At 69.6% G+C, this 19,058-nt stretch carries 11 protein-coding genes, 1 tRNA gene and 1 rRNA gene; 1 reads left to right on the plus strand and 12 read right to left on the minus strand.

Annotated features, from left to right (window positions below):
• Window positions 1-83 precede the first annotated feature (83 nt).
• The 9 genes from AB0N16_RS03955 to AB0N16_RS03995 all read right to left on the minus strand — a co-directional run bounded on the left by AB0N16_RS03955 (window position 84) and on the right by AB0N16_RS03995 (window position 14,807).
• Window positions 84-554, minus strand: coding sequence for a DNA starvation/stationary phase protection protein (locus AB0N16_RS03955; RefSeq protein WP_362576492.1), 471 nt, complete (start codon window positions 552-554; stop codon window positions 84-86).
• A 208-nt stretch (window positions 555-762) separates the two neighbouring features.
• On the minus strand, window positions 763-1,137 hold the full coding sequence (locus tag AB0N16_RS03960; protein ID WP_181809285.1) for a helix-turn-helix transcriptional regulator: 375 nt from the start codon (window positions 1,135-1,137) through the stop codon (window positions 763-765).
• Between the two features lie 109 nt (window positions 1,138-1,246).
• On the minus strand, window positions 1,247-1,792 hold the full coding sequence (locus AB0N16_RS03965; RefSeq protein WP_365792711.1) for a CinA family protein: 546 nt from the start codon (window positions 1,790-1,792) through the stop codon (window positions 1,247-1,249).
• Complete coding sequence (gene pgsA, locus AB0N16_RS03970; protein WP_365792800.1) at window positions 1,789-2,457, minus strand: CDP-diacylglycerol--glycerol-3-phosphate 3-phosphatidyltransferase; 669 nt, start codon at window positions 2,455-2,457, stop codon at window positions 1,789-1,791. Before pgsA ends, AB0N16_RS03965 begins: the two co-directional genes overlap by 4 nt.
• A 353-nt stretch (window positions 2,458-2,810) precedes the next feature.
• A complete protein-coding gene (gene rimO, locus AB0N16_RS03975; RefSeq protein WP_365792713.1) occupies window positions 2,811-4,283 on the minus strand; it encodes a 30S ribosomal protein S12 methylthiotransferase RimO in 1,473 nt (490 codons plus the stop codon).
• 92 nt (window positions 4,284-4,375) lie between these two features.
• Window positions 4,376-5,218 (minus strand): RodZ domain-containing protein, encoded by an 843-nt coding sequence (locus tag AB0N16_RS03980; protein WP_365792715.1) that lies wholly within the window; start codon window positions 5,216-5,218, stop codon window positions 4,376-4,378.
• Window positions 5,219-5,493: 275 nt separating this feature from the next.
• Window positions 5,494-8,268, minus strand: coding sequence for a DNA translocase FtsK (locus AB0N16_RS03985; protein WP_365792717.1), 2,775 nt, complete (start codon window positions 8,266-8,268; stop codon window positions 5,494-5,496).
• 124 nt (window positions 8,269-8,392) lie between these two features.
• Window positions 8,393-9,073 carry a response regulator gene (locus tag AB0N16_RS03990; protein WP_365792719.1) on the minus strand — a complete coding sequence of 227 codons (681 nt, stop codon included), beginning with the start codon at window positions 9,071-9,073 and terminating at the stop codon, window positions 8,393-8,395.
• Window positions 9,074-9,347: 274 nt separating this feature from the next.
• On the minus strand, window positions 9,348-14,807 hold the full coding sequence (locus AB0N16_RS03995) for a HAMP domain-containing protein (RefSeq protein WP_365792721.1): 5,460 nt from the start codon (window positions 14,805-14,807) through the stop codon (window positions 9,348-9,350).
• A 412-nt stretch (window positions 14,808-15,219) separates the two neighbouring features.
• Between AB0N16_RS03995 and AB0N16_RS04000 the strand changes: the two genes are divergently transcribed.
• Entirely contained in the window at window positions 15,220-17,976 is a 2,757-nt protein-coding gene (locus AB0N16_RS04000) for a SpoIIE family protein phosphatase (RefSeq protein WP_365792723.1), read from the plus strand.
• Between the two features lie 62 nt (window positions 17,977-18,038).
• Here AB0N16_RS04000 and AB0N16_RS04005 read toward each other — a convergent pair.
• The 3 genes from AB0N16_RS04005 to rrf form a co-directional block, all read right to left on the minus strand.
• Window positions 18,039-18,111, minus strand: a tRNA-Thr gene (locus AB0N16_RS04005).
• A 76-nt stretch (window positions 18,112-18,187) separates the two neighbouring features.
• A complete protein-coding gene (locus AB0N16_RS04010; protein WP_365792802.1) occupies window positions 18,188-18,850 on the minus strand; it encodes a DegT/DnrJ/EryC1/StrS family aminotransferase in 663 nt (220 codons plus the stop codon).
• Window positions 18,851-18,963: 113 nt separating this feature from the next.
• Window positions 18,964-19,058: ribosomal RNA gene (gene rrf, locus AB0N16_RS04015) — 5S ribosomal RNA — on the minus strand; the annotation flags it as partial.

Genomic DNA, 19,058 nt, shown 5'->3' on the forward strand with positions numbered 1-19,058 from the left:
GACGCTAGAACGCCGCCCGGTCCACCGGGGAGGCGCACCGAGGGCTCACCGATGCAACGGCCGTCGGCCGGCGGCGGCCACAGCTACGCGTTCTCCGCCTGAAACATCCAGTGATGTTTCTCCAGATCCGCCGTGATCCCGATGAAGATGTCCTGGGAGACCGGATCCGGCTCCGCGGTGGCCATGACCCGCCCCCGCATCCGGGTGATCACCGCGCCCAGCGCGTCCACCAGGGCACCCACCGCGTCCGAGTCCTTGACCCAGCCCCCGGGGGCGGTGGCGATGCCGCTGCCGGCGGCCACCGTGACCGCGCGTCCGTCCGGGGAGACGCCCAGCGCCGAGGCCCGCTCGGCAACCGTGTCGGAGTGTGTCCGGGCCGTGCCGACGACCTCGTCGAGCTGGAGGTGGACGGTCCGGAAGCGGGGGCCGACCACGTTCCAGTGGATCTGCTTGGCGATGAGTGCCAGGTCCACGAGATCGACGAGGGCGCCCTGGAGCGCCTCGGCCACGGTCTTCAGGTCCGCGTCGGACAGCGGGCTCTTCACGACGTACATGCGTCTCTCCGGTCGTTTCGCCCCCTGTCGGTCCCTCCAACCATGACCGCACCACCGGACACCGGCAAATGGACGCACACCGTCGGCAGGCATACGACGGCCCCGGCCACGCCTCCCCAGGTCTGTCTGGAGAAGCCCCGGCCGGGGCCTCGCACACTTCTTCTTCGACGCCGGGTCGGCGCCGCGTCGGTCTACACCCGCACAGGCGTCACGCGGCGACCACGTCCACTGCCTCGGCGGGCGCCTTGATGGTCACCCGTTCCGGTGGCACACCGGTCACCGAGACGCTTCCCAGCATCGGGCGAACCGGCGTGGGCACGGACTCGGTGGCCTGAGCGGACTGGGCCAGCTCGGCGAGGGCGAGTTCGTCGCTCACTTCTCGCATGAGCTCGGACATCCGTACGTCCAGCGCGTCGCAGATGGCGGAGAGCAGCTCGGAGGAAGCCTCCTTCTGCCCCCGCTCCACCTCGGAGAGATAGCCGAGTGAGACTCGGGCGGACGAGGAGACTTCGCGCAGAGTACGGCCCTGGCGCTGGCGCTGCCGACGCAGCACGTCACCCAGCAGGCGACGGAGCAGAATCATCGGTGGCTCCCTCCTCGGACCGCGTAGCCGCATCCTTCACGCCCCACCGTACCGCCTTGCGCCGCGGCCGTGCGGGGAGCGATGTCGTGTTCACTCAGGGCTGCAAACATCAAAACCCCCCGTTCTGTTCCGTATCCTGTGTCCGCTCATTCCCGGTCTGTTCGCTCGCAAGCTCTCTCAGAAGCAGCGCGAGTACGCTCCGTACACTCTCTCTACGAATTTCCGCACGGTCGCCGTTCAACCGCAGAGCCTCCACTTTTCCGCCAGCGGCAGAACCGGAACCAGCACCGGAAGGGCCGTCGACGGCCACGAAGACCGTGCCGACCGGGCGGCCGTCCTGGGGTTCGGGGCCGGCGACCCCGGTGGTCGCGAGGCCCCAGTCGGCGCCCAGCGCCTTCCGCACGCCGGCCGCCATCTGGGCCGCGACCTGCGGATCCACCGCGCCGTGCTGGGCCAGCAGGGTGGCGTCGACACCCAGCACGTCGTGCTTGAGCTCGGTGGCGTAGGCGGTGACCGAACCTCGGAACGTCTTGGACGCCCCAGGGACCGCTGTGATCTCCGCCGCTACCAGGCCGCCGGTCAGCGACTCGGCGACAGCGAGGGTCTGACCCCTCACCGTCAGTAGTCGCACCAGTTCGGCGGCCGTGGAATTCACGCTTCCGTCTCCTCCAGCGCCGCAGCGCGCTCGGCGATTCCCTGCCTCCGCAGCACAATGGCCTGTCTCACATAGTCGAGACCCGTCACGACCGTCAGGACGACGGCCGCGGCCATCACCCAGAACCTCAGAGTGGCCAGCCAGCCCGTCAGTGCCAGTACGTACATCCCCACGGCCACGCCCTGGGTGAGGGTCTTGAGCTTGCCGCCGCGGCTGGCCGGGATCACGCCGTAGCGGATGACCAGGAAACGCAGCAGGGTGATCCCGAGTTCCCGGCCGAGGATGACGATCGTCACCCACCAGGGCAGATCGCCGAGCGACGAGAGACAGAGCAGCGCCGCCCCCATGATCGCCTTGTCGGCGATGGGGTCGGCGATCTTCCCGAAGTCGGTGACCAGGTTGTAGGTGCGCGCCAGATGCCCGTCGAACAGGTCGGTGATCATGGCGATGGCGAAGGCGGCCCAGGCGAGCGAGCGCCAGGCCGGGTCGTATCCGCCGCCGGCCAGCATCAGGGCGACGAAGCCGGGGACCAGGACCAGCCGGAGCATGGTCAGCAGATTGGCGACGTTCCACAGGCTGGCCTGGTTGACGGCGGCAGCGGCGATCTTCCTCCCGCCGCGCACGGGCCTCTCCCCGTCAGGGGAACCGGAACCAGCGGCCCGGATACTCCCGCCACCGGCGCTCTCACCACCGAGGTTCCCGGCACCGGCGTCCTTCGCACCGACGCTCCCGGCACCAGAGCTCTCCGCACCGGCCTTCCCGGTGCCAGAGCTGTCGGCATCGACGGTCCCGGCGACAGAACTCTTGGCACCGAAGTTCTCCGTACCGGAGTTCTCCGTACCGGAGTTCTCCGTAGCGGAGTTCTCCGTACCGGAGTCCTCAGCACCGGCGTTCCGCGGGCCGGCGTTCTGCGGACCGGAGAGATCCGGAGCGGCACCGGAGGTGGCGGCGGAGCCCGGGGCGCCCTGAGCGCCCTGAGCGCCGGAGGTGCCGCCCGCGGCGGACGCCGGGACTCCGGTCATCTGCCGGCCTCCTCACTCCACGCGGGCCCGCCCTGCAGGGGCTCGGCCACCAGGTCGACGCCCTCCGTACCGACCACCTTCGCCTCGACGATACGGCCGACGCGCAGGCCTTCGCCGCCCGTGAGCAGCACCTGCCCGTCCGTCTCCGGCGCCTGGTGGGCCGCCCGGCCGTAGACGCCGTCCTCGCCGTCCACGGACTCCACGAGCACGTGCACGGTCTCGCCGACGCGCTCCTCGGCCCGCTGCGAGACGAGTTCCTCGGCGAGCCGGGAGACCCGGGCGAGACGCTCGGCGACGACATCCTCGTCGAGCTTGTTCTCGTACGTCGCCGCCTCGGTGCCCTCCTCGTCGGAGTATCCGAAGACGCCGATCGCGTCGAGCCGGGCGCTGTTCAGGAAGCGCTCCAGCTCGGCCAGGTCGGACGCGGACTCGCCGGGGAAGCCGACGATGAAGTTGGAGCGGACGCCGGCCTGCGGGGCCTTGGTCCGGATGGTGTCGAGCAGCTCCAGGAAACGGTCGGTGTCGCCGAAGCGGCGCATGGCCCGCAGCACGCCCGGGGCGGAGTGCTGGAAGGACAGGTCGAAGTACGGCACGACGTTCGGCGTGGAGGTCAGTACGTCGATCAGGCCGGGGCGCATCTCGGCCGGCTGGAGGTAGCTGACGCGCACCCGCTCGATGCCGTCGACCTCGGCCAGCTCCGGCAGCAGCGACTCCAGGAGGCGGATGTCGCCCAGGTCCTTGCCGTAGGAGGTGTTGTTCTCGGAGACCAGCATGATCTCCGACACGCCCTGTTCGGCCAGCCAACGGGTCTCGTTCAGCACGTCGCTGGGGCGGCGTGAGATGAAGGAGCCGCGGAAGGAGGGGATGGCGCAGAAGGAGCAGCGACGGTCGCAGCCGGAGGCGAGCTTGACCGAGGCGACCGGGGCGCCGTCCAGCCGGCGGCGCAGGGGCGCGCGGGGGCCGGAGGCGGGCGCCACGCCCTCCGGGAGGTCGGACGGGCCGTGCCCGGGCAGCGCCACCGACGCGGCCGAGTCCTGCCGCTCGGCCGGGCTGATGGGCAGCAGCTTGCGCCGGTCGCGCGGGGTGTGCGAGGCGTGGATGCCGCCGTTGAGGATGGTCTGGAGCCGGTCGGAGATGTCGGAGTAGTCGTCGAAGCCGAGCACGCCGTCCGCCTCGGGCAGCGCCTGGGCGAGTTCCTTGCCGTACCGCTCGGCCATGCAGCCCACCGCCACGACGGCCTGGGTTCTGCCGTGACCCTTGAGGTCGTTGGCCTCGAGCAGGGCGTCGACGGAGTCCTTCTTGGCGGCCTCGACGAATCCACAGGTGTTGACCACGGCGACATCCGCGTCCTGGGCGTCCTCGACGAGCTGCCAGCCGTCCGCCTCCAAACGGCCTGCGAGCTCCTCCGAGTCCACCTCGTTACGGGCGCAGCCGAGAGTGACTAGTGCGACGGTACGGCGTTCAGGCATGGGCTCAAGACTACTTCGTCTCACCGACAGCCCACGTCGAAGGGGCTGGCCGATCACGGCCAACCCCTTGGGTACGTGCTCGATCCGAACGGTTATCCGACTTCCGGGTCGCCCTTGGTGTAGGTGAGGCGCTCCACGGCTCCGGGCCGGAACTGGTCCTCGATCTTCTTGCCGTTGACGTAGAGCTGGATGGCTCCGGCGTCACCGAGGATCAGGTTGATCTTGGAGCTGTCCTGGAAGGTCTTGGAGTCGCCCTTCTTCAGCAGCCCGTCGAACAGCATCCGGCCGTTGTGGTCCTTGGCCGAGATCCAGCTGCGTCCGTCCACCGCGCTGACCTGGACGGTGACCTTGTCCTGGGGTGCGGCGGCGATCGCGCTGTCGGAGGGTTCAGGGGTCTTGTCGGGCTTGCTTTCCTTGGGGGTGGGCGAAGCCGGCTTGCTGGTCGTCGGGGCGGCTCCCCCGGCGACCGACTGCTTGGCGTCGTCGCCGTCGCCGCCCTTGAAGGCGGTGAAGCCGACGAAACCGATCACGACGACGATGGCGGCGACCATGGCCGCCGTCCAGTTGGGTCCTCGGCGCTCGGGGCGGATACGTTCCGCCTCGAACAGCGGGGCGGCGGGCGTCGGCGCGGGCCGCCCACCACCGTGCTCGGCCGCGAACTGCGCCAGCAGCGGCTCGGGGTCGAGGCCGACGGCCTTGGCCAGGGTCCTGATGTGCCCGCGGGCGTAGACGTCGCCGCCGCAGGGGGCGAAGTCGTCGGCCTCGATGGCATGCACGATGGCGATGCGGACCCGGGTGCTCCCGCTGATCTCGTCGACGGTCAGCCCGGCGGCGATGCGGGCCTGCTTGAGGGCGCGGCCTACGGAGGGGCGGTTTTCCTCGGACACGTCTGGGAACGGACGCTCGTCTTCAGGGGAGTTGCTGCCGATGGACACGGGGGCGCCTTTCGAGCGTGTAGCCACCTGTGCTGGAAGTTCAGTCTATGGGGGGTACGAAAGGGTGGGGCAACCGGGCGGTGGGACTTTGTACGCCATCGGTATGGCCGGGCATCCCGATGACGGGTCAGGCGTGCGCCCCAGGGTGGGGTACCCACCTTTCCTCTCGCTCAACTTGACGTACGTCAAAGGGAAACGGTTGCCCGACGATCTCTAACGGGTGGATCACGACAGCCTCCACCCGGTCTTCAGGCGCCCGTAGCCCTGAGACAGACCTACCCCTCAGACTCCCCACGGATCACAGCAAGCACTCCGTCCAGCTCATCGGGTTTCACCAGAACGTCGCGCGCCTTGGAGCCCTCGCTCGGCCCGACCACCCCGCGCGACTCCATGAGATCCATGAGCCGGCCCGCCTTGGCGAAGCCCACGCGCAGCTTGCGCTGGAGCATGGAGGTGGAGCCGAACTGCGTGGAGACGACCAGTTCGGCCGCCTGGCACAGCAGGTCGAGGTCGTCGCCGATGTCCTCGTCGATCTCCTTCTTCTGCTTGGTGCCCACGGTGACGTCGTCCCGGAAGACCGGCGCCATCTGGTCCTTGCAGTGCTGGACGATCACCGCGACCTCTTCTTCGGTGACGAACGCGCCCTGCATACGGGTCGGCTTGTTCGCCCCCATCGGCAGGAAGAGCCCGTCGCCCTTGCCGATGAGTTTCTCGGCGCCGGGCTGGTCGAGGATGACACGGCTGTCGGCGAGCGAGGAGGTCGCGAAGGCGAGCCGGGAGGGCACGTTCGCCTTGATGAGGCCGGTGACCACGTCGACCGACGGCCGCTGGGTGGCGAGCACCAGGTGGATGCCGGCCGCCCGCGCGAGCTGCGTGATGCGCACGATCGAGTCCTCGACGTCCCGGGGCGCGACCATCATCAGGTCGGCGAGCTCGTCGACGATCACCAGGAGATACGGATAGGTCTTGAGCTCCCGCTCGCTGCCCTCCGGCGTCTTCAGCTTGCCGTCGCGGATCGCCTGGTTGAAGTCGTCGATGTGCCGGTAGCCGAACGCCGCCAGGTCGTCGTAGCGCAGGTCCATCTCGCGTACGACCCACTGGAGCGCCTCGGCGGCGCGCTTCGGGTTGGTGATGATCGGCGTGATCAGGTGCGGGATCCCCTCGTAGGCGGTCAGCTCGACCCGCTTGGGGTCGACCAGGACCATCCGGACGTCCTCCGGGGTCGCCCGCATCATGACCGAGGTGATCAGGCAGTTGATGCAGGACGACTTGCCGGAGCCGGTGGCACCCGCGACGAGGATGTGCGGCATCTTGGCCAGCGAGTGCATGACGTAGCCGCCCTCGACGTCCTTGCCGAAGGCGACCAGCATCGGGTCGTCGTCCTCGGCGGACTCGGCGAGCCGCAGCACGTCACCCAGGTTGACCATCTCCCGGTCGGTGTTGGGGATCTCGATGCCGACCGCGGACTTGCCGGGGATCGGGCTGATGATCCGCACGTCCGGGCTGGCGACGGCGTACGCGATGTTCTTGGTGAGGGCGGTGATCCGTTCGACCTTCACGGCGGGGCCGAGCTCGACCTCGTACCGGGTGACCGTCGGACCGCGGGTGAAGCCGGTGACACGCGCGTCGACCTTGAACTCGGAGAAGACGTTGGACAGCGAGGCGACGACCTTGTCGTTGGCCTCGCTGCGCGACTTGCCCGGGCCGCCCCGGGTGAGCAGGTCCAGGGAGGGCAGCGAGTAGGTGATGTCGCCGGAGAGCTGGAGCTGCTCGGCGCGCGGGGGCAGATCGCGGGGCTCTTCGGGGGCCGGCTTGGTCAGGTCGGCGACGACCGGTTCGACCTTGAGCGTCTCCTGCTTGGGCCGCGCGGCCGGGACCGGACTCGGACTGGGGCTGGGGCTGGGGCTGGGGCTGGGGGCCGGCACGGGCGTGGGCGTGGTGTCCTCGCGGTCGCCGACGCTGACTCCCTGGGTGAGGTCGGCGACCAGCGGCGAGGGCGGCATGCCGTGCATGACCGCGCCGTCCAGGGCGGCAGCGGCTGCCGCGGCGACGTCCACGGGGTCCATCTGACGGCCCATCTCGGGCTGCGGCACGGCGGAGCGCCGCGGGCGGCCCCGGCGCTTGGCGAGGGCCTCCTGCTCGGCGACGTCCGGGTCGTAGTCCTGGGGGGCGCTGGAGCGCCTGCGGGAGCGGGCGGGCAGCGCCTGGCGCCACTGCTCGTCATAGCGCTCGTCGTCGGTGTGCTCGTCGTACTCGCTGTACTCGTCGGGTTCGGGGTCGTGCAGCAGCCCGAGGCGGATGCCGAGCGCGCGCAGCCGCTGCGGGATCGCGTTCACCGGGGTCGCGGTGACCACGAGCAGCCCGAAGACCGTGAGCAGCGCCAGCAGCGGTACGGCGAGGACGTCGGTCATGGTGTACGTCAGCGGGGTCGCCGCCGCCCATCCGATGAGGCCGCCGGCGTCCCTTATGCCCTGCATGCCGACGCTGCGGGCGGGCGCGCCGCAGGCGATGTGGACCTGGCCGAGCACGCCGATGACGAGCGCGGACAGGCCGATCACGATCCGGCCGTTGGCCTCCGGCTGCTCGGGGTGGCGCATGAACCGCAGGGCGATCACCGCGAGCAGTATCGGCACGAGCAGGTCGAGGCGGCCGAAGGCGCCGGTGACCAGGATCTCCACCAGGTCGCCGACCGGGCCGCGCAGGTCGGCCCAGGTGCCGGCGGCGACGATCAGGGCGATACCGAGCAGGAGCAGCGCGATGCCGTCCTTGCGGTGGGCCGGGTCCAGGTTCTTGGCTCCCTGTCCTATGCCGCGGAAGACGGCGCCGACGGCGTGCGCCAGGCCGAGCCAGAGGGCGCGCACCAGGCGGTAGACGCCCCCGGTCGGGCTGGGCGCCGGCCTGGGCGCCGGCGCGGACTTCTTCGCCGCCGCCCTCTTGGCGGGCGCCTTCTTGGCCGGGGCTTTCTTCGCGGCGGCCCTTTTCGCCGGCGCCTTCGAGGGAGCGGCCTTCTTCGGGGGCTGCTTCTTGGCTGCCGAGGGACGTGAGGCCATGGGTGTGAGGTTACCGGGGGATGCGACGGGGGACACGTGTGCCCACTGCTTCACCCGTTCGTGTCGCCCTTGCGGGGGCGCGGAACTGACGCGCGCTCATCGGCAACTGTGGCCGTCGTCGCGGTCAGTTCTGCGAGGAAAGCGGTGAAGCGCCGCCGCCGGTGCCCGGTTCCAGGGCGTCCAGCGCCCGGCGCAGGCCGGTGAGTTTGCGCTCCAGGTGGGCCGCCGTGGCCACCGCCGCCGCGTCCGCGGACTCGTCGTCCAGCTGCTTGGACAGCGCCTCCGCCTGCTCCTCGACGGCCGCGAGCCGCGCCGACAGCTCGGCGAGCAGCCCCGCGGACTCCTTGCCGGCGACCGCACCCTTGCCGCCGCCCTCCAACTGGAGCCGAAGCAGTGCCGCCTGCTCGCGGAGCTGGCAGTTCTTCATGTACAGCTCGACGAACACCGAGACCTTGGCGCGCAGCACCCACGGGTCGAAGGGCTTGGAGATGTAGTCCACCGCGCCCGCCGCGTAGCCCCGGAAGGTGTGGTGCGGGCCGTGGTTGATGGCGGTGAGGAAGATGATCGGGATGTCCCGGGTCCGCTCCCGCCGCTTGATGTGTGCCGCGGTCTCGAAACCATCCATGCCCGGCATCTGGACGTCCAGCAGAATGACCGCGAAGTCGTCCGTGAGCAGTGCCTTGAGTGCTTCCTCCCCGGACGATGCCCGCACCAGTGTCTGATCGAGCGCAGAGAGGATGGCCTCCAGCGCCAGCAGATTCTCCGGCCGGTCATCGACCAGGAGGATCTTGGCCTTCTGCACCATGGCCCGCCCTCCTCGCCCCGGATGTGCACCGGGCGCCGCCCCAGGGGACGACTCCCTTTCGCCGCCCGTCCTTGTGCCGGTCATGGTAGCCGCACCCCGCCTGTCGCCACACCCTGTCACCGCGATGTCACTGTGCACGTAGCAGAAACGCAGCCGGAGACCAGAAGGTTCCCCCAATTACGCACTTCTACACGGGTTCCGCAACCCTGCGTCAGCAACTCCGCGTGCACACGGAAGGTTCCCGAAACGTTCACATCACATCCGTCCGTTCCGGTCACTCCTCGCGCATCCATTTCGCCATCACCGCCAGCAGGTGGTCGGGATCGACCGGCTTGGTGACGTAGTCGGAGGCGCCGGACTCGAGCGCCTTCTCCCGGTCGCCCTTCATCGCCTTGGCGGTCAGCGCGATGATCGGCAGCCCGGCGAACTGCGGCATCCGACGGATCGCCGTGGTCGTCGCATAACCATCCATCTCGGGCATCATGATGTCCATCAGAACGACCGCGACATCGTCGTGCTGCTCCAGGACCTCGATGCCCTCACGGCCGTTCTCCGCGTACAGCACCGACAGACCGTGCTGCTCCAGGACGCTGGTGAGCGCGAAGACGTTGCGGATGTCGTCGTCGACGATCAGCACCTTCTCCCCGCCGAACCGTACGCCCCGGCGCGGCGCCGGGGCCGTCGCCTCCTGCTCGGCCAGCACCGGCCACGACTCGGCGATCTGCGGGATGGCCCGGCGGCGGCGCCGGAAGAGCGCGGCGGCACCGTTCTGGGTCTCCTGGTACGACTTCACCTCGGCCGGCGTCTCGATCTCCACGCCGGACAGCTCGGAGCCGTGGTTCTGCGAGGCGACCAGGTCCCCGGCCTCCAGCGCGGGCGCGGACTGCTGGTAGCCCTGCGGAGGCAGCTCGCTGGGGTGCAGCGGCAGATACAGCGTGAACGTCGAACCGCGGCCCGGCTCGCTCTGCGCGTGGATCTCACCGCCGAGCAGCTGCGCGATCTCCCGCGAGATCGACAGACCGAGGCCCGTACCGCCGTACTTGCGACTGGTCGTACCGTCGGCCTGCTTGAACGCCTCGAAGATGACCCGCATCTTGCTGGCCGCGATACCGATGCCGGTGTCGGTCACCGAGAAGGCGATCAGCGGCGCGTCCGGATCGCTGAGCGAACCGGCCTCGAGCAGCTGCTCCCTGATCCCCACCGGCACGTCGCCGCTCGCCGGGCGGATCACCAGCTCCACCGAGCCGGAGTCGGTGAACTTCACCGCGTTGGACAACAGGTTGCGCAGCACCTGCAGCAGCCGCTGTTCGTCGGTGTGCAGGGTGGCGGGCAGCTCCGGGGATACCCGTACCGACAGGTCGAGGCCCTTCTCCGCGGTCAGCGGCCGGAAGGTGGCCTCCACGTAGTCCACGAGCTGGACCAGCGCGATACGCGTCGGGGAGACGTCCATCTTGCCCGCCTCGACCTTCGACAGGTCGAGGATGTCGTTGATCAGCTGGAGCAGGTCGGAGCCGGCGCCGTGGATGGTCTCGGCGAACTCCACCTGCTTCGGGGAGAGGTTGCCCTCGGCGTTGTCGGCGAGCAGTTTGGCCAGGATCAGCAGCGAGTTGAGCGGTGTGCGCAGCTCGTGCGACATGTTGGCGAGGAACTCGCTCTTGTAACGCATGGAGACCGCGAGTTGCTCGGCGCGCTCCTCCAGGACCTGCCTGGCCTCCTCGATCTCGGTGTTCTTCACCTCGATGTCACGGTTCTGCTGGGCCAGCAGCTCGGCCTTCTCCTCCAGTTCGGCGTTGGACGCCTGGAGGGCCTTCTGCCGGTTCTCCAGCTCCGCCGACCGCTCCCGCAGCTGCTCGGTCAGCTCCTGCGACTGCTTCAGCAGCACCTCGGTCTTGGTGTTGACGGAGATGGTGTTGACGCTGGTCGCGATCATCTCGGCGATCTGGTTGAGGAAGTCCTTCTGGATCTGCGTGAACGGCGTGAAGGACGCCAGCTCGATCACACCGAGGACATTGCCCTCGAACAGCACCGGAAGCACGATCACCTGCGCCGGCGGGGCCTCGCCGAGCCCCGAGGAGATCTTCAGATAGCCCGTGGGCGCCTTCTCCACCAGGATCGTGCGCTTCTCCTGGGCCGCCGTGCCGATGAGCGCCTCACCGGGCCGGAACGACGTCGGCATGGAGCCCATCGAATAGCCGTACGATCCCTGCATGCGCAGCTCGTAGGCGTCCTCGGTCTCGGCGCCCAGGTCCTTGCCGTCGACCAGGGGCATCGCCATGAAGAACGCGCCGTGCTGCGCGGAGACCACCGGCGTCAGCTCGCTCATGATCAGCGAGGCCACGTCCGCCAGGTCGCGGCGGCCCTGCATCAGCGCGGAGATACGCGCCAGGTTGCCCTTGAGCCAGTCCTGCTCCTGGTTGGCGACCGTGGTGTCGCGCAGGTTGGCGATCATCTTGTTGATGTAGTCCTGGAGTTCCTGGATCTCGCCGGAGGCGTCCACGTCGATCTTCAGGTTCAGGTCGCCGCGGGTCACCGCGGTCGCCACGCGCGCGATGGCACGCACCTGCCGGGTCAGGTTCCCGGCCATCTCGTTCACGGACTCGGTGAGGTCCCGCCAGGTGCCGTCGACGTCACGCACGCGTGCCTGACCGCCCAGCTGCCCCTCGGTGCCCACCTCACGGGCCACCCGGGTGACCTCCTCGGCGAAGCTGGACAGCTGGTCGACCATCGTGTTGATCGTCGTCTTGAGTTCGAGGATCTCGCCGCGGGCGTCGATGTCGATCTTCTTGGTCAGGTCGCCTTTGGCGATGGCCGTGGTGACCATCGCGATGTTGCGCACCTGGCCGGTCAGGTTGGACGCCATGCCGTTCACCGACTCGGTGAGGTCCTTCCACGTACCCGCCACACCCGGTACGTGCGCCTGACCGCCGAGGATGCCGTCCGTGCCCACCTCCCGGGCCACCTTGGTGACCTGGTCGGCGAACGAACTCAGCGTCTTGACCATCGTGTTGATGGTGTCGGCGAGCTGGGCCACCTCACCGCTCGCCTCGATGGTGACCTGCCGGGTCAGGTCACCGTTGGCGACCGCCGCCGACACCTGGGAGATGTTCCGCACCTGCATGGTCAGGTTGTTGGCCATCAGGTTCACGTTGTTGCTGAGGTCCTTCCAGATGCCCGTGACACCCGGAACGTGCGCCTGGCCGCCCAGGATGCCCTCGGTACCCACCTCACGGGCCACCCGGGTCACCTGCTCGGCGAAGCTGGACAGCTGGTCGACCATGGTGTTGACCGTCGTGACGAGTTCGAGGATCTCGCCCTTCGCGTCAACGGTGATCTTCTTCGACAGGTCGCCCTTGGCGACCGCCGTCGTGACCTCGGCGATGTTGCGGACCTGGATGGTCAGGTTGTTCGCCATGAAGTTCACGGACTGGGTGAGGTCCTTCCAGGTGCCCGCCACCCCCTGCACCTCGGCCTGGCCGCCCAGGATGCCCTCGGTGCCCACCTCGCGCGCCACGCGCGTGACCTCCTGGGCGAACGACGACAGCTGGTCGACCATCGTGTTCAGGGTGTTCTTCAGCTCCTGGATCTCACCGCGCGCGTCCACGGTGATCTTCTGCGAGAGGTCACCCCGGGCCACCGCGGTCGCCACCTGGGCGATGTTGCGCACCTGGGCGGTGAGGTTGCCGGCCATGCCGTTCACCGAGTCCGTCAGGTCCCGCCACACACCGGCCACACCGGGCACCTGCGCCTGACCGCCGAGCCGGCCCTCCGTACCCACCTCCCGGGCCACCTTGGTGACCTGGTCGGCGAAGGCGGACAGTTGATCGACCATCGTGTTGATCGTGTTCTTCAGCTCGAGGATCTCGCCGCGCGCGTCGACGTCGATCTTCTGGGACAGGTCGCCCCGCGCCACCGCCGTCGTCACCTGGGCGATCTGCCGTACCTGCGAGGTGAGGTTGCCGGCCATGAAGTTGACGGAGTCCGTGAGCTCCTTCCAGGTGCCCGAGACGCCGTCCACGCGGGCCTGACCGCCCAGGCGGCCCTCCGTGCCCACGTCCCTGGCCATCCGCGTCACCTGGTCGGCGAAGCTGGAGAGCTGGTCCACCATCGTGTTCACGGTGTTCTTCAGCTGGAGCATCTCACCGGAGACGTCGACCGTGACCTTCTGCGAGAGGTCGCCGTTGGCCACCGCCGTCGTCACCTGGGCGATGTTGCGCACCTGGCCGGTGAGGTTGCGGAAAGCGGTGTTGACGGAGTCGGTCAGGTCCTTCCAGGTGCCGGCCGCCCCGGCCACCTGGGCCTGGCCGCCCAGTTCACCCTCGACACCGATCTCCCGCGCCACGCGGGTGACCTCGGCACCGAACGACGACAGCTGGTCGACCATGCCGTTGACGGTGTTCTTCAGCTCCAGCATCTCGCCGGCCACGTTCACGGTGACCTTCTGCGACAGGTCACCGTTGGCCACCGCCGTGGTCACCGCGGCGATGTCCCGCACCTGGGTGGTCAGGTTCCGGAAGACCGTGTTGACGGAGTCCGTGAGGTCCTTCCAGGTGCCCGCCGCGCCCGGCACGTTCGCCTGCCCGCCGAGCTGCCCCTCGGCGCCGACCTCGTTGGCCACGCGGGTGACCTCGTCCGCGAAGATCCGCAGCGTCTCGGTCATCTGGTTGATCGTCTCGGCGAGCTGCGCGACCTCACCGCGGGCCGGGACGGTCACCTTGCGCGAGAGGTCACCGCTGGCGACCGCGGTGGTCACCTCGGAGATCCCGCGCACCTGGGCGGTCAGATTGCCCGCCATGGTGTTGACGGAGTCGGTGAGCTCCTTCCACGTGCCGGCGACCCCGGGCACGTGCGCCTGGCCGCCCAGGATGCCGTCCGTGCCCACCTCACGGGCGACCCGGGTCACCTCGGAGGAGAATGCCGACAGCTGGTCCACCATCGTGTTGACGGTTTCCTTCAGCTCCAGCATCTCGCCGGCGACCTGAACCGTGACCTTCCGGGACAGATCACCCTTGGCGACCGCGGTCGTCACCAACGCGATGTCCCGCACCTGGGCCGTCAGCCGGTACGCCATCGTGTTGACGGAGTCCGTGAGGTCCCGCCACGAACCGGACATACCGCGCACCCGGGCCTGCCCGCCCAGCTTGCCCTCGGTACCCACCTCGCTGGCCACGCGCGTGACCTCGTCGGTGAAGGTCGAGAGCTGGTCCACCAGGTTGTTGACGGTCCTGCCGACCTTCAGGAACTCACCGCGCAGCGGATGCCCGGCCCCGTCCGCCGACGGCGACCGCAGATCCATACGCGGCGACAGATCGCCCTCGGCCACCGCCGTCAGAACCCGGCCCACCTCGGAGACCGGCCGTACGAGGTCGTCGACGAGGGCGTTGGAGTTGTCCACGGCGGTCGCCCAGGAACCTTCACAGGCGCCCGTTTCCAGCCGTTCCGTGAGTTTTCCCTCACGTCCGACCACCCGCCGTACCCGTGACAGCTCACCCGTGAGGTGGAGATTACGGTCGGCGACCTCGTTGAAGACCGCCGCGATCTCCGACATCACGCCGTCCCCGGACACCGTGAGCCGCTTCCGGAAGTTCCCGTCGCGCATCGCCACGAGAGCCACCAGCAGCCGGTCCAGGGCGGCCGAATCCACCTCCGTGGTCCCGCCGCCGCCCCGCCGCCCGCTCAGGGACTGTCCGCCTTTCGCGCGCGCCTTAGTGCCCCGCGTCGCTGCGCCAGACTCCACTGTGTCCCTCCCGCAGGGGTCGACCGTCACCACTGTGCCCGTACCACTGTGCTCGGATACCGCCGTAGTCGACGTACCGCTTACTTCGGCGTACCCGTTACTGCTGTGTCCTTCTGCCGGATCGGATCCGGACACACCACGGGCTGCTGCCCGCCGTACACGCAACGCATTCAGCCTGCCCGTACCTTCATCAGAAGCTTGCCCAGTGTTTCACCCTGGCCGAACCAGGCCATAACAGTTCGGCAGCTTCGCACATCGTCCGCACACCCTGGGGACGTAAACACTGGCGACCGGCATCCGCTCGGACGGCGAAGGTAAGTAACCTTGCATGCGGCTGTCCAGCCGCGCCGGTTTGTTCGGCCTGGGCGGTGGCACGAGAACGAGCGGGCATTCGGAGGGGCGGCCGCAGACCATGACCACCGGAGTGATCCCCGGGGGACACACCCCGGAGCCACGGCCCACGGGCGAGCGGATGCCGCAGCAGCGGCACGAGTCGGCCGGCCAGGGAAGCCCGTACGTCGAGAACCGGTCGAGGAGTTCTGTGATCACCGCGCGCGCGGCCGCCAGCTTCGAGCCCGTCGGGCGATCGGTCGCGACCGCGCGGGCCTTCGTCCGCGACACGCTCCAGGGTTGGGGCTTCGCGGACGTCATCGACGACGCCGTGGTCCTCACCAGCGAACTGGTGACCAACGCGGTCGTACACGCGGGCACCCACGCCGACGTCCTGTGCCTGCGCTCGGACGACGGGGTGCGCATCGAGGTCGCCGACCGCTACCCGGAACGCGAGGTCCCGCTCCAGGGCTCCGCCGTCAACATGGGCAGCCCCGACCGCGAGGGCGGCCGCGGCCTCCAGCTCTGTGCGGCCCTCGCCGCCCGCTGGGGTGTCGAGTACACGCCCACTTTCAAGAACGTCTGGTTCCAGCTCGATCTCCCCGAGCGCCCGGTGGGCACCCGCGCGGCCGGCCCGTCCCTCCCCGCCGACCTGCTGCCCCTCGCCGACGGCCGGGTCCGCGTCGCGGTCGTGCAGATCGACCGCAAGGGCTCGGTCACGGCCTGGAACGAGGACGCCGAGGAACTCTTCGGCCACACCGCCGCCGAGGTCACCGGCAAGCCGCTCACCGACCTCGCCGCCTGGCCGCACACCCCCGGCACCGGCACCGGCGTCGCCGAGGCCCTCCAGCTCTCCCGCTGGGAGGGCAGTTACGGCATCCGCGGCGCCGACGGCCGGGTCACCTCCGTCTACGCCTCGCACCTGAGGGTCCGCGACACCGGCGGCGAGCCCTCCACCGTCTGCCTCCTCGTACGCGACCACGAACGCGCCGTCCTCCAGACCCCGTTGCGTCTCCCCGCCTCCGACACCGGCGGCGCCTCCGACGGCCAGAGCGCCGACCCCTTCGAGGTGTTCATCGGCTCGCCGGCCCCGGACGACCTCGACGGCCTCCTCCAGCGCACGGTCGAGCGCGCCCGCGACATGCTCGACGGCGACTCCGCGTTCCTGCTCCTGGCGACCGACGACGAGACCGAGTTGGAGGTTCGCGCCTCCACCGGGTTGCCGTCCGCGCGTCAGCGCTTCGCGCGCGTGCCCGTCGAAGCCGGCCCCGGCCGCTACGGCTCGGCCCGTATGCCGGCCGTCCACGACGATCTGACGGCCGTTCCGGGCGCGGTCCCCCTCCTCGGCGGCACCGGCATGCGCTCGGTCGTCACGGTCCCGCTGAAGGTCGAGGGCCGGCTGACGGGCTCCCTGGGCGTCGCGGCGGAGGCGCCGGGCAGATACTCCAACGAGGAGGCGCTGCGCCTCCAGTTCGCCGCCGACCGCATCGCCCTGGCCGTCGAGTCGGCCCGCCTGGGCGAGCTGGAGCGGCTGCGCCGCGGCTCGCTCAGCTTCCTGGTCGAGGCCTCCGACCTGCTCGCCGGCACCCTGGACCGCGACCAGACCCTCGCCCTGATGGCACAGATGACGGTGCCGACCCTCGCCACCTGGTGCGCGGTCTACACGATCGCCGACCAGGCCTCCGAGCCGTACCTGTCGTACGTCCTGCACGAGGACGAGGAACTCATCGACGGCATCAAGTCGTTGCTCTCCAAGGTGCCCCCGCCGGACCCGGTACCCACCCCGGGCGCCCGGGTCTGGCCGGCCCCCGGCGAGAACGCCCACCAGGCCGCCCTGCGCAGTTCCATGCGCAGCCTGGGCATGACCGGCGGCCCTGCCCGCCAGGTCTCCTCCGCCATCGGTCCGACGCTCGCCACGGCCTCCGCCGTGGGCGGCGAGACCGTGGTCCTCCCTCTGGTCGCCCGCAACCGCGTCATCGGGATGCTCACCCTGGGCAAGCCCACCGACGAACACTTCCGCCAGGAAATCCTGGAACTCGCCGAGGACCTGTCCCGCCGGGCCGCCCTGGCGCTGGACAACGCCCGCCTGTACTCGGAGCGCACGGCCATCAGCCAGGCCCTCCAGCGCAGCCTCCTGCCCCCGGGCACCCCGCACATCGAGGGCGTCGAGGTCGAGGTCATCTACCGCGCGGCCGGCGAGGGCAACGAGGTCGGCGGCGACTTCTACGACGTCTTCCCCATCTCCGACGGCACGTACGGCTTCGCCATCGGCGACGTCTGCGGGACGGGCCCCAACGCGGCGGCCGTGACGGGCCTGGCACGGCACGCGCTGCGCCTGCTGGCCCGGGAGGGCCTCAGCGGCCCGGCGGTCCTGGAGCGCCTCAACTCGGCGATCCTGGACGAGGGCGACCGCAGCCGCTTCCTGACCCTCCTGTACGGCGAGATGCGTCCGCAGGACGACGGCAGCGCGGAGATGAAGGTGGTGTGCGCCGGCCATCCGCTGCCGTTGCGTCTGCGCCAGGACGGCACGGTGGAGGCCGCCGCCGAACCCCAGCCGCTCCTCGGTGTCATCGAGGACCTGGAGCTGTACGAGCAGACGATCACCCTCGACCCGGGTGATGTCCTCCTGTGCGTCACCGACGGCGTGACGGAGCGCCGGGAGGGCACCCGCATGCTCGGCGACGACGGCCTCGCCGATGTCCTCACGACCTGCACGGGTCTGACGGCGGGTGCGGTCGCCGCACGCATCATGCGCGCGGTGGAGCGCTTCGCGTCGGACGCTCCGTCGGACGACATGGCGATTCTGGCGATGCGGGTCCCCGGCCTTCAGAAGGACTGAGGGCGGGGACGGAAGAGGACACAAAAAAGTCCCGCCCTTTCGGGCGGGACTTTTCTTGCCGGAGCCCCCAAACGGAATCGAACCGTTGACCTTCTCCTTACCATGGAGACGCTCTGCCGACTGAGCTATAGGGGCCTGTTGCCTTTTCGAGGTTTCCCCCGCGGCAACGGAATAGATCATACCCTGGACGGACCCGGGTTCCCAAACTCGTTCAGAAGGCGGGCTGCAGCAGACCTCCGAGGGCGTTGCAGGCGGAGACGATCCGCTGCATCTCCCGCTTCGTCAAAGGGGCGTCCACGGGCAGCGCCAGCGTCACGTCGGCGGCATGCTCGGTCTCCGGCAGCGAGACACAGCGCCGGAATTCCGGCAGCCGGTGCACGGGCGTCTTCACCGGCACCCGGCAGTCGACTCCCTTGGCCCGCAGAGCCCGTGCGAAGGCGTCCCGGTCGGGCCGGCCGTTCCCCGGCACCCGCACGACGTACTGCTGGTAGGTGTGCCCGTCGCCACCGTCCGGCGTCCGCACCCCACGCAGCTTCGCATCGAGGTAGGCGGCCCGCTGCCGCCGCTGAGCGACCTCGTCGTACGGCGCCTCGGACTCGCCCTGCTCCAGCACCAGCAGCCCGTGCCGCTGCCCCAGCGCATGCAACTCCCGGACGCCGGCCCACCGTCCGAAGCGGTGTACGACAACCACGGCCGCGGACCGGACAGTTACCGCCGACTCCACCGCCGAGACGTCGAGGCAGTAGGTCACCGGATCTATGTCGGCGAACACCGGAAGCGCACCGGCGAGTGTCACCGCCTCGGCGACCTCCACGTTCCCGAAGGCCGGCACGATGACCTCGTCACCGACTCCGACGCCGGCGGCCCTGAGCATTGCAGCAGTACCCATGCTGGGATGCTCGGCGCGCAACGTGAACTTTGCGTTACGCATACCAAAAAAGGGCTGGACCCGGAACCGAAGTTCCGGGTCCAGCCCTTTGAAAATTTGTTCGGCGGTGTCCTACTCTCCCACAGGGTCCCCCCTGCAGTACCATCGGCGCTGTAAGGCTTAGCTTCCGGGTTCGGAATGTAACCGGGCGTTT

Origin of the sequence: Streptomyces sp. NPDC051105 (genome assembly GCF_040682795.1) — a bacterium.
Lineage (GTDB): Bacteria > Actinomycetota > Actinomycetes > Streptomycetales > Streptomycetaceae > Streptomyces.